Below are 13,076 nucleotides of genomic sequence, written 5' to 3'. Positions count from 1 at the left end.
AATGATTCAATATGAATCCATTTATGTTCGGTTACTGTGCCACAGTTATCACGGCACTTCTCTGGCCCTCTCTACTGACAACAACCCAAGCTTGGTGCTGTGTAGCGGCCGCTATTATTATCATTCGCTGGTCAAAACTCTTGGCAGGCGGTGTGTTTGCACTCGCTTGGGTAAGTTTGTTTAGTCATCAGTTATTAGCGTTTGAAACGAGTAATGATGATGCCACGATCTCAGTGAGGGCGGAAATCATATCACTAGTTCAGCGAAACAGCGACCAGATAAGTGTCGATATTCGCGTGTTAGACGATAATTCTTATCTCTTTTTTAATAAATTTATGCGTTTAGAGTGGCAAGTCTCCGACCCTGTAAGCTTGGGCGAGGAGTGGTTGCTCACCCTCAAGCCTAAGTCGATATCTAGCCCACTGAATCAAGGGGGCTTTAATCGCCAGCGTTATTATCTTGGTCATCATATTATAGGTAAAGGTAGGGTGGTTGCTGCGCAGCAATTACACAGTGCCAGCGGTTTTCGCTTTAAGCTTATAGAGCGTCTGCGTCAGCAGGTGAGCCATCTAGCCAATGCTGACTTGATGTTAGCCTTGATGCTTGGGGATAAACAACAGGTAAGTGAAGCGCACTGGCAAGGGTTGCGTCAAAGCGGTACCGGGCATCTTATCTCAATTTCGGGCTTGCACCTGTCGGTGCTGGCGCTGTGGTGTGTGGGACTCGCGCGTTATGCGCTCAATCGTTGGCGCCTTGCGCCCTCAATGACCAATTGGCATCTAGCAGGCATCATCGCTTTGGTGATGTGCAGCTTTTACGCCTATTTGGCGGGATTTGCCCTACCGACCCAGCGCGCCTTAACTATGCTGTTGTTAGTGATAGGGCTAGGTATGCTGCGCCGTTTTTCAGCCCCATTCGAGCGTTTGTTGTGGGCGTTATTTATTGTGTTAGTACTCGATCCTTTAAGCATTATGAGCGCCGGATTTTGGCTCTCTTTTGGGGCGCTGGCGATTATTTTGTGGTTTGCCCATCAGCAAAAGTTTGTCAGCATTGATGCCCATCAGCCGGATAAGTGGCGAGGTTATGGGCTAGGGCTTTGGCAAAAACTGACTCAACTCTGGTCAATTCAGTGGCGTTTAAGTTTGTTACTGGGCTTACTGCAAGGCTTGCTGTTTGGCGGTATTGCACCCTATTCACTGCTATTTAATTTAGTGTTTGTGCCTTGGTTTAGCCTGCTGGTGATCCCCTTAACCTTTGTTGTGATGCTGATGTGGCTATTGGCTGACCCTATGCTAAACAGCTTGAGTAGTCTGAGCATGGCGCCACTGCTAAGTTTGTTAGATAGTGTCATTACGCCGCTCACGGCGAGTTTCTCTCTGTTAGACTCACTGCCATTAAGCTGGGTAGCTTTGCCAGCCGATGCTGCAATGGCACTGATATTTTCCTTATTGGGTCTGTTTTTGCTGCGGCTGTTATACGCAAGCATCACCCCCGCGTTAAGAATGTATTCTTGTGCAAATGACCGCTTAAAGCATGCTAGCTCCGATGATCCCTCTATGGATAATTTATGCGCTAAGGCCGCTCATGCCAGCGCCGCCAAGTTCTCGGCAAGCGCTGTGTTTGTGGTGGTTATCTTATTATTACCCGGTCTACTGTTGCTGCTCACTCCTTGGTTGACTCAATATGACAAACGTTGGGCGCTGCATTTACTCGATGTTGGCCAAGGCCTGAGCGCGGTGGTAATTAAACAAGGCCGTGCCGTGGTGTATGACACTGGCGCCGCCTTTGGCAGCCAATTTAGTTACGCTAAATACACTGTTATTCCTTTTCTGCAGCGGCAGGGGATTACGGAGGTGGATTACTTATTTTTGAGCCATGGTGATAACGATCATGCGGGTGGCGCCGATGTGCTGTTACGCATGTATCCGCACACTCAGCTGGTAACAGATCTTGATCATCAGGGGGCAATTGCTTGTCGGCCCCAAAGCTGGCATTGGCAAGGGCTGGTTATCGCGCTGCTTGGGCCATCGCACCCTCAGCAAGGCAACAATGGTTCCTGTATCGTGCGCATCGGTGACGATACACATCAAGTGTTACTGCCTGGCGATATTGAGTCTGAAGCCGAGCTGCAATTAGTTGCACGCGCCAAGAGACAGGGCTTGTTTATGACGAATATGAGCCAAGGCACGGCACCGCGTGGCTATGGTGTGAGTGATGACGTTACTAATAGTGTTAAAAATGGGGTTAATAACGGCAACGGCTATGATTATGCATCTAAGGACCAAGCGAGCGGCAGTTTTTATGAAGGGCTACGCAGCAGTATCTTAGTCGCCCCTCATCATGGCAGTAACACCTCGTCAAGCGAGGCGTTTATCCAAGCCGTCTCACCCACTGTTGTGCTGTATGCGGCTGGCTTAAATAATCGTTATGGATTTCCTAAAACAAAAGTGATTGAGCGCTATCAATTGGCGCTGGTCGAGCAATACAGTGTGGGCAATAACGGTCAGCTTAGCGTGATTTTTAACCAAGATGATATGAAAATCAAAGGCTACCGGTATGATTTTGCACCGTTTTGGTATAATCGGACGTTTGAATTTGGTCAGATGCTCAATACAGAGTAGAATGTGTTTCTTTGCACCAACATATAGAATCGTGAATGACAAACTCTTCTAAAAGTGAAGTGAGCACTGTTTTTTTCAGGTTGCTGACTTATCTTGTGCCCCTTAAAGGGGTGCTATTTTTGTCTATCGTTGGCCTAGTGTTATACGGCCTTGTAGACGCAACGTTTATCTATTCGATCACCCCGTTTATTGATCAGGGTTTTGCCAGCAATGTGCCAAGCACACCGAGCATAGTCAACGGTGTCGATATGGGCTTAAGTGGCGGTTTCAACTCCGATAATGATGTGCTAAAAATTGCCCCCTTTGTGGTGGTTGGCTTATTTACCCTGCGGGGCTTGGCGAACTTCTTATCCACTTATGGTATCTCTTACATCAGTGCGCGCATGATCATGGATATGCGCCAGCAAGTGTTTGAACATTACCTTAAGCTGCCAGTGAGCTATATCGATTCTGAAAGTAGTGGCAATCTTATCTCTAGGGTCACCTATGATACCGAGCAGATCGCCAGAGCCTCAGGTAGTGCGCTGATCACCATAGTACGTGACGGTATTACCGTTATCGGTATGCTTGGAGTGATGTTTTATAACTCATGGAAGTTATCCCTGTGTATTTTGGTTGTTGGTCCGCTGATTGGCATAGTGATCACCGTTGTCAGCCGCAAGTTCCGTAAGGTGTCTAAACAGATCCAAACGGCCATGGGCGGCGTGACCTCTGTGACCGAGCAGATGATCAAAGGCCATAAAAACGTACTGGTCTTCGGTGGACAAAAAACCGAGTCAGCACGTTTTGCTCAAGTCAATAACGAAAACCGCTCACGCACCATGAAGCTGGCCTTAGCGCAAGCGATTAGCCAACCTTTGGTGATGGTTATAGGTTCATTTGCATTGGCATTTGTGCTTTATGCGTCAAGCCTTGACAGCATGAAGGCCGACCTTACCGCGGGTACGTTTGCCACCATATTGGCCGCCATGATGGCGATGCTACAACCGATTAAGAGCTTAACCCGCGTGAATGCAGAGTTTCAGCGTGGTATTGCCGCGTGTAGCACCATTTTTGAAATTTTAGATACGCCAGCAGAAGTCGACACCGGTACCTATGAAACCGACCGCGTGGAAGGCCGTTTGCGCTTTGATAACGTCTGTTTTCGTTATAATAACCAAGAAAATTTGGCGCTTAATCAAGTGGACTTTAGTGTTAATCCGGGTGAAACCTTGGCCTTGGTTGGCCGTTCGGGATCGGGTAAATCCACTATTGCCAGTTTGATCACCCGTTTCTATTCTGATTTAGAGTCGGGCGATATCACTCTGGATGATATTAGCTTACGAGACTACAAATTGGCGTCACTGCGCAACCAAGTGGCGGTTGTGTCACAGCAAGTGACCTTGATCAACGACACCATTGCAGCCAATATCGCCTATGCCTATCCGGGTGAAGTGACCGAAGAGAAAATCATCGAAGCGGCTAAGCTGGCCAATGCGTATGAGTTTATCGCCGATATGCCTGAGGGTATTTACACCCAAGTGGGTGAAAATGGGGTGATGTTATCGGGTGGCCAACGTCAACGTATCGCCATTGCCCGAGCCATATTACGTGATGCGCCGTTATTGATCTTAGATGAAGCGACCTCGGCGTTAGATACCGAATCGGAAAAAGCGATTCAGGGCGGCTTAGATAATCTAAGGCAAAACCGCACCTCGATTGTGATTGCCCATCGATTATCGACGATTGAGAATGCCGACCAAATCTTAGTGATAGACCAAGGCCGCGTGGTCGAGCGCGGCTCACATGCAGAGCTGCTGGAAAAACAAGGCATCTATTACAACTTGTACCAAATGCAATTTAGTAGCTAAGTCGATGCAAGGTTTTGTTAATCGTCTCTGGTACGCTAAGGCAAGTGTGGGTTATCGACTGCTAGCCTTAGCCTTGCTGCCACTTTGTGGGTTGTTTTATTTGGTGACGGCCACTCGGCGGCTTTTGTTTCGAGTCGGCATAAAGTCAGCGACTCAGATGCCAGTGCCGGTTATCGTGGTGGGCAATATCACCGTTGGCGGCAGTGGCAAAACGCCCACCGTTATCTATTTAATTGAGCTGTTACGTCGCCATGGCTACCGCCCTGGCGTGGTGAGTCGTGGTTATGGCGTGGCTTTTAGCGGCGTGAAGTCGGTATTACCGGGTATGCCTGCCCGAGAAGTTGGTGATGAACCCGCGATGATAGTGGCGCGAACCCAAGTGCCTATGGTCATTGGAGCCAAGCGAGTTGATGCCTGTCATGCTCTGCTGCAAGCACATGATGTTGATATCATCATCTCCGATGATGGCCTGCAGCACTATGCGCTAGCCCGAGACATTGAACTGCTGATCCTCGATGGCGAGCGCCGTTTCGGTAATGGTTATCTGTTACCTGCAGGCCCGCTGCGAGAAGGGCGCTGGCGTCAGCAAGCGGTTGACTTTACTTTAGTGAATGGTGATGAGTGCCAAGAGGGTGAATGGTTAATGCAACTGCATGCCGCTCAGTGGCAACCGGTTAAGCCCCCACAGGACGACAGCCTATCGACAGCGGCATTTAGTGCTGAACCACAGGCGGTCGCTATAGCTGGCATTGGTAACCCTCAGCGGTTTTTTAATACCTTAAACCAGCTGGGGATCACGACGCAAAAGCAACATGCATTTGATGATCACCACCCGTTGACCTTAGCCGATATCGATGCCATTGCCTGTGGCGCACAGGTCTTGATGACAGAGAAAGATGCGGTTAAATGTCGCGAATTTGCAAAGCAAAACTGGTGGTATCTACCGGTAGATGCCAAGATAGCCCCACAGTTTGAACAGCAGTTGATAGCTCAGTTACAACAGCGTAAATCAGTACAACAAGGAAATTCAAATGGCGTTTGATAAGAAACTTTTAGAGATAGTTGCCTGCCCAATTTGTAAAGGCAAACTTGAATATGATAAAGCTAAACAGCAGCTTATCTGTAAAGCTGATCGTCTTGCTTATGCAATCGATGATGGGATCCCGGTATTATTAGCCAATAAAGCCGAGCCGTGGACCGACGAGGCTTAATCTGCCTGAGCGCGCTTATATAGGCGCGCTTGCTTTACTACTCATCTGTTATTTTGCCCACATTGCCTATAGTTACAGCAGCTAAACGGCGATAAATTGATTTTATCTCATCGACTGCCCATAATCCCCCCTCAGCCTAACCGGAGTTCAACGTGTGACTAAACCTGCTATACAAGCTGTTATCGATAAAGTGTTAGCCGACAATAAGGGTAAGCGGGTGGTCAGTTTTGACTTTGAAGGTCAAACCTACTGGTTGAAGCAAGCCGAGCACTTAACTGGCGCCATGCGATGGTTAAAGTCCCAGCCGCTACAATCGTTGCAACTTGAAATTAGCACACTGCGAAGCTTAGCCGCGAAAGGCGCACCTGTGCCAGAATTGGTGAGTTTTGGCGATGATTACCTAGTGGTCGCCGATGCCGGTATGCCTGTCAACGGTCTGTTGGCCGATAGTGATGATCCACAACAAAAATTACAGATTTTAAAAGACAGTGCTAAAGGCTTAGCCCAATTGCATCAAGCCGGTTTTGCCCATGGGCGCCCAGCCCTGCGTGATATCTGCTGGCAAGAAGGTGATATCACCTTTATCGATTTTGAAGCCAATCAGCAAGGCAAAAATATGGCGCGTCAGCAGGTACGTGATCTACTGGTGTATATCCATAGTCTGTATCGTTATTTAGGCGCCGAGCATCAGCTGATAAACCCTGCATTAGCCCATTACCGTCAATGTGGCGGCGAAACGTGCTGGCGTTATGCGCAGCAACGTCTGTCGCCTTGGCAATGGCTAGGGCAATTGTTATGGCCATTTCGCTACAAAGGTGGCAAAGATCTTAAGCCTATGTATTGGGTGCTCAAGGCTTTTCGTAGCCATTAAGATAACATTACTCCTCTTATTCACCTTGGCATGATATAGCCCGTTTTGGCTCAACATCTTAGGTGACATTGCCAGACAAGCCGATGCATGTATCTTGGTTCTCCTTAAAGACCTAGGGTATTTGTTGACGAAAGTGCCCTATGATATGGCGTATCAATTTTCGTCAAATATAATCGCTTCTTTATTGCGTATCACTAGGGCGATACTAGAACAATTAATTAGCTCAATATTCGTTGCGCTTAAAAATCGCGTTTGAATGTTGCGCCTTGATGGTTAGTTGTTATGTAGCTTTGTGGTATGTTTCGATTTTGTTTATTGTTGAATTGCCTATCTTAATGCGGGCTCAATGCTAACCACTATTTAATTTTGTTGCTTTCGCCTTGATTACGATACGAATTCATCAAAAGTGGACGTTACCGTTTAAAAAAACACCTCTGCATTGATTGAAATATCGCCAACTCCTTTGTTAGTATGCCCGCTGTTTTGCTCTCAACACCAGTAAATCTCTAGGGTTGTCCCTATGATGGTGTTAGCTAGCGATATCTCACCGTTTAAGTTAATCAGGTTCGCCTTATTTTAGGTGAAGGCTTGGTTTTGTGTTGTTTTTTAGAGGGTACTTAATTGAAAACCACTGTTATGACCATGAAGAGTGCGCTCAACCGCGTGTCACTTCGCCGAACGCCAGTATTTATCCTGTCTCTGCTCATCGTTACGTTTCAACTGGTCGCCAATATGGCTCTAGCACAACCTGGTGATCATGATAGTGATGCTCTGGCTCATGCCATACACAGTTCCCAACATTCACCGTATCGGTGGCAAGTAGAACAACAAACCCTTAAATTATCTCATTTGATGGCTCAATATCATCGAAGCCAACAAGCAGATCAGGCTCAGTCAGAGCGGGTAAGCTTAGTTAAATCTATTAAGGTGCTTGCCGAGAAGCGCCAACTTGCACAGCAGGCATTGCTTGACCGAGATCCTGCTGCTGCGGTGCGTAGTATCGTTCCCATGAATAAGCGTGCCGGAATACCAGACGACATTCTGAATATGTTAGCCCAAAAACGGCAGTTCAAAGGACAGCTGTTTATCACTTATGAAGATTATGACGATGCCAGCTTACATCGAATCCATTATCAGCTCATTACACCGAGCGGTCGCATTCGTTTGCTGCTACCAGAGAGCAAGGATGTCGCACAGTTGCAATCGGGTATGCAAGTTAACGTTAATGGTTGGTTGTTCAGTGGCACGCCCGAACAAGAGACGCTCGATACCCTAGTCTTGGATGATGATCAAGCGAACCTTGTGGTGTTAGCGGCAAGCAGTAACGTGAGCAATACCGAGCGGCTTATGGCGGAAACCAGCACTTTAGCCAATACGCTTGGCGAGCAGAAAGTGCTGGTGTTGATGTTGAATTTTCAAGATAACCCCAGCCTGCAACCTTGGACGCAAGAAGAGGTTGAGCAGATGGTTTTTGGCCGGGTCAATGACTTTTACCAAGAAGCCTCTTATGGTCAGACTTGGCTTAGTGGCGATGTCAGAGGATATTTCACTTTACCAATAGACACCAATTGTGACTATTTTGGTATGGACCGTTATGCGCAACAATTGGCCATAGATGCTGGTATTGATTTGAACCAATATCAACGTTTGGTCTATCTGCTGCCTCAAAACAGCAGTTGTGGCTGGCGTGGCCAAGGCACGCTTGGCGGAAATCCGTCGCGAGCTTGGATTAATGGTGAATTGAATCTGCTCACCATCGGCCATGAGCTAGGGCATAATTTGGGATTAAAGCATGCTAAGGAGCTCAGTTGTGGCGATGGTTATCTGAGCGATGCGTGCATTGCCATCACCTATGGTGACACGCTGGATATCATGGGCAAGTCTGAGGGACACTTTAACCTATTTAACAAAGAACGTTTAGGCTGGTTAACGCCAGAGCAAGGCGAGCTTATCAGCGCAGAAAGTGATGGTAATTATCTGTTAGCTCCTTATGAAAGCCCCCTCGACGGTCAAGCGAAAGGACTTAAAGTCCGCCGTGGCAGCGATGCGCAAACCGGCGACCCCTTATGGTATTACTTAGAATATCGCCAAGGTATAGGCTTTGATAGTTTCCTTGCTGGCAAAGCCGTGACTCAAGGTGTGCTACTGCATTTAAATCAAAGCGATGAAGATATTGAAAGTAGCTTGTTGCTGGATATGACACCTAAGAGTGGATTACGGGATCTCGATGATGCCGCCTTAATCGCGGGGCAAAGTTATACCGATGCTGCCGCTGGAGTGACGATCACCACGGAGTGGGCCGACGAAAGTGGTGTATCAGTTAACGTGAGTTACGCTGGCGAAAGTTGTATTCAAGCGGCTCCGAGCCTCAGCATCGCCCCTAATGAAAGCCCATGGGTTGAGGCGGGCAGTAAGGTCGATTATCGGGTGAGTGTTACCAATAATGATAGCGCCGGCTGTACCGATGCTAGCTTTGCGATCACCATTGATGCCCCCAGCGGTTGGTTATCACAAGATCAAAACCTGCATCTCGCGCCAGGTGAAAGCGCTACAACCTCTGTCAGCGTGACTTCTTCGACCTCTGCCAGTGAAGGATTTTATGATATTGCTATTAGCGCAACGAATGTCGCCAATAACCAATATCAGCAGGTATCAACAGTCAGTTATGTGGTTGAAGCTCCAGTATTGGCCTGTGTATCAGCCGCGCCAAGCTTTATGTTGACGCTCGATAGCAATGAACCACTAGCCGCCGGCACTCCAGTTACGTATCGTGGCACGCTTATCAATCGCGATAGTGATGCGTGTAGCGTGAGTGATTACGAGATAGCGGCCAATGTCCCAACGGGGTGGACCGCCAATCATCAGAGGATCAGTTTGTCACCCGGTGAGCAGCGCGATGTCAGTATCGATGTCACATCACTGCCTGAGGCGAGTGCCGGTATTTATGATTTTGACATTAGCGCCCAGCATGTAAGTGAGCCGCTTTATCGTGTCACAGACACCGCGACCTATACGGTAGCCTCGCCAGTGGCGGTATGTGAGCGTGCAGCCCCTATACTGATGCTCAACAGTGTTAATGACACTGAGGTAGTTGCAGGTGCACAGTTAAGCTATGGCATTAGCGTGACCAATAAAGATAGCGAAGCTTGTGATAGCAGTACCTTTGAGCTGTCTGCACAATTGCCGCTAGGGTGGCACAGTAGTCAAAACTCATTGCTTTTAGCTCCAGGACAAACGAGTCAAACGAATATTGTCGTGAGTTCAGATCTTAATGCAGAACCCGGTGCTTATGAGGTGTTACTGACCGCGACTCACAGCCAAGATAGTCGCTACTTTGCCAGCGATAGCGCCCTGTATACGGTAAAGACCGTGGTTAATACGGCGCCAATAGCGGTCGATGATAATGTCAGCATGACATCCAAAAGTCCGGTACTTATCGATGTGTTGGCCAATGATAGTGATGCAGAAAATGAGCTGGTATTAGTATCGGTCACCCAAGGGGCTAAGGGGAGGGTTGAAATGACATCCGCTGGCCAAGTACGCTATGTACCGGCAAAGAGTTTTAAGAGTAGCGATAGCTTTAGCTATACCATTAGTGATGGTAAAACCACGGCAACGGCCAGAGTGATACTTTCGTTAAGTAGTTCGGGTGGTAATGGCGGTAATGGTGGGAATAAGGGACAAGGCAATAAGTAGAGATGCCCTGATAGCGGAAGTAGCACGAGGCAAGGCCTCGGCTACTTCAGTTTTTGGAAGGTAACGCAAGGGTTATTCGATAGTGTTCACTTCGATAGCCACATCATTGGTTGATACATTACCTTCATCATCAGCAACACTGACGATAACGTCATCGAGGAAAGTAATCGGATCGGTATTTTCTAACCCTGGTTTTAACTCGATTGTAAAGGCACAACTATAGGTATCATTGGGCGAACCATTATAAGTCAGCTCTTGCCCCTCATTGCAAGCTGGGTAGCTTATGCTGTCGTGCATTCCGCCGTCATTGATTAACATGAAGCTGGCCGTATCATCTTCTGTAAATACGTTAGCCCCACCGACTGTCATCAATGTTAGGTTCACATTTTCAATGCCCGCATTATGTAGCTCTAATACCACGAGGAGACTGGCAGCGAACTTCATATCGGTAGCTGGTTGGCTTGGTAAGAAGGTCACTGTCGCATCGTCGAAATCTGATACGGGTTGACCATCGTCATCGACACCATTAATTGTTGCCACATTGACATGCACATCGGTTGCATTACCGGTGAGCGATTTCGCAATGGTACAACTTGCATTATGGTTAGGGTCGAGCATAAAGCCATTGAGTGGCGTAGGTGCAATAGGCGCACCATCGACGGTATCAACCATACATTCAGCGGTAATATTACCAAACATGTCATCGGTTAAACTGCTAAAGGTCACAGTATCGACACCGGCCGCATCCACACTGAATAGGAAAGTGTAGTCAACCGAACGTGAGACACTCGGATCGTCACCCGTCTCGAGTACTTCGATAGGATCTGCGGTTTTCTGGAGATCGATCATCGAAGGCACATCGTTAATGACCACGGTTTCTGAATCCGCATTACTGGCTTGATCATTTTCATTGTCGAGAGCTTTAGCGGTCACAATATTGGTGTGTGAGCCCGCTTGGCTGCCACTGATAAATTGACTAAAGCTACAACTATAAGTGCCGCCTTGTGCGATATAGCCGTTAATAGCACAGTCACCTTGGCCATCTAAATTACCAAATTTATTATCCATGAGTGAGCTAAGCAATAATGGAGAATCCCAAGCATCAGAGGTGTTAGTGACATCCACGGTATAAGTGACATTGCCGCCCGACTCTGGTACTTGATCTGGGCTCGCTGTTTTCAAGACCGTGATGCTTGGTGGTAAGTTAGTTACGTTAACCTGCCGCGTGTCACTACAGTGTTCGCCATCGATACCACTGACGGCTGCGCAAGTATTACCATCAACAACTGGATCGCCATTACGGTCAATTAAGGCCAGTTTGACTAAGTCATTATACAATTCAGGTTGTTGATCGTCGGGTAGATCAGAATCAACGATATGTACACTGAATTGACAGCTGTAGGATGCACTCGGTAAGACCTCACCGGGGCCATTACCGATATCGGCGGGCTGCGCACAGTTAGTGTTTGTGAGATAAATACCATCAGCTGCGCCGACTGGCACAGTTGCTCCCCATAAATCGATAGAGGTTTCATAACTGCCATCGGCAGCAGTATCTATTTCATCGCTGAGCGAGGTGATAAAAATGGATGTTTGTGCATTTGGATTAGTGAAATTAACCGTAAAGGTATAGAGGCCGCCCGGTTCGGTATGGGTATTGGTACCGACAAGGGTTTTTATCACTTGAGGAGGATTGGGGCGAATAAAGACATCAATATCGAATGCATCACAGCGACACTTAGAAGGTGTACCAGGTGCGGCTGGATCATTTTCACTACAATCGGCGCCCGTTTTATTATGCCAAGCGGCACAGTAATTAAACTCGGCTTTGCCTGAGTTATCGTCATCACGACAAAATAGGGTGATCTCCTCCTGTTCATATAAGTGAGTGGGCGAGAAGCCACGTGCCTTACTGATATCGGCGCAGCTATCTAACCCTTCCTCAAGGTCAACGCCGGGACCATCGGTACGACCCAGTAAGATAGAACATTCGTTATTTGGGTTGCTATCTTGTGCGCTCCAATTACCTTCTGGAAGATAAACGGAATAGTCATACCTTTCATTGGCCGTTGTGGTAATGGTGACATCGGCAAGGAAGGTGACTTCTTCACCGAGCACACACTGTACAGCTTCGCCAGGATTATCAATGTTAGTGATGTTATCCACTTTACTAACCCTAACGTCGTTAGCGGTACAGTTGAGGTCAAATCCCGCTTGTTCGGCCATACAGGCCTGATCTGTTTTCTGTGGAAAAAATGACGCATAGGCAGCGGTGCTGGTTGCGCCATATAAAATGGCGCTGCTGACCAAACCTATCCCGAGCGTCTTGATAAGTTGGTTACCTTTAAATCGTTTCATAATATTTACCTTCATATCAGTGAATATGGATAAAACGTATGTGTTTATTCATGCTGTTTTATGGCTGGGCTAGAGACTATCGTGTTGATACTTAATGCTTACTACTGCCAGACTATTGTTAAATTGTGTGCATAGTAGACTGACTTAAGTCAGAGATGGTCTAAACCTGTGCCTTAAGTAAAGCAAGCATTAGGCCAATACCTATCTTATTGATAATAATGTGGTTTTAACTCAATTTTTTTTTACGAAGGAAGGTGGGTGTTGCATAACTGTAACAAGTGAGTGTTAGGTTGGGACACTGGTGGAGATTAGCTGAGGTAGGTGATTGTTATATCGGTTTTTTCTATTTAACTTGGTTTGTTCAGGTGTTCAGTTTGGTTAACAATGACGATGACAATCCTGGGCCATGGGTTAGTCACAGGGGGAACTATGGACGAAAAAGCATGCCTTGTCGGCCCACCACAAGGCA

At 47.4% G+C, this 13,076-nt stretch carries 7 protein-coding genes; 6 read left to right on the top strand and 1 reads right to left on the bottom strand.

Translation table 11 applies throughout. From position 1 onward, the window contains the following. Positions 1-11 precede the first annotated feature (11 nt). From AC5YB1_RS12140 to AC5YB1_RS12115, 6 genes are all read left to right on the top strand, one after another. Positions 12-2,621, top strand: coding sequence for a DNA internalization-related competence protein ComEC/Rec2 (locus AC5YB1_RS12140; protein WP_494519391.1), 2,610 nt, complete (start codon positions 12-14; stop codon positions 2,619-2,621). A 35-nt stretch (positions 2,622-2,656) separates the two neighbouring features. Continuing rightward, on the top strand, positions 2,657-4,471 hold the full coding sequence (msbA, locus tag AC5YB1_RS12135; RefSeq protein WP_494519390.1) for a lipid A export permease/ATP-binding protein MsbA: 1,815 nt from the start codon (positions 2,657-2,659) through the stop codon (positions 4,469-4,471). A 4-nt stretch (positions 4,472-4,475) separates the two neighbouring features. After that, a complete protein-coding gene (lpxK, locus tag AC5YB1_RS12130) occupies positions 4,476-5,513 on the top strand; it encodes a tetraacyldisaccharide 4'-kinase (protein ID WP_494519389.1) in 1,038 nt (345 codons plus the stop codon). Next, positions 5,503-5,682, top strand: coding sequence for a Trm112 family protein (locus AC5YB1_RS12125; RefSeq protein ID WP_494519388.1), 180 nt, complete (start codon positions 5,503-5,505; stop codon positions 5,680-5,682). The genes lpxK and AC5YB1_RS12125 overlap by 11 nt, the downstream gene beginning before the upstream one ends. A 154-nt stretch (positions 5,683-5,836) precedes the next feature. Then, positions 5,837-6,553 (top strand): serine/threonine protein phosphatase, encoded by a 717-nt coding sequence (locus AC5YB1_RS12120; protein WP_494519387.1) that lies wholly within the window; start codon positions 5,837-5,839, stop codon positions 6,551-6,553. A gap of 621 nt (positions 6,554-7,174) precedes the next feature. After that, positions 7,175-10,249 (top strand): NEW3 domain-containing protein, encoded by a 3,075-nt coding sequence (locus tag AC5YB1_RS12115; RefSeq protein WP_494519386.1) that lies wholly within the window; start codon positions 7,175-7,177, stop codon positions 10,247-10,249. A gap of 72 nt (positions 10,250-10,321) precedes the next feature. Here the strand turns inward: AC5YB1_RS12115 and AC5YB1_RS12110 are convergent, their stop codons facing one another. Beyond that, entirely contained in the window at positions 10,322-12,607 is a 2,286-nt protein-coding gene (locus AC5YB1_RS12110) for a hypothetical protein (protein WP_494519385.1), read from the bottom strand. Between the last annotated feature and the right edge of the window lie 469 nt (positions 12,608-13,076).

Source organism: Shewanella sp. 433 (assembly GCF_059338565.1).
This window is presented reverse-complemented; position numbering and strand designations above follow the sequence as displayed.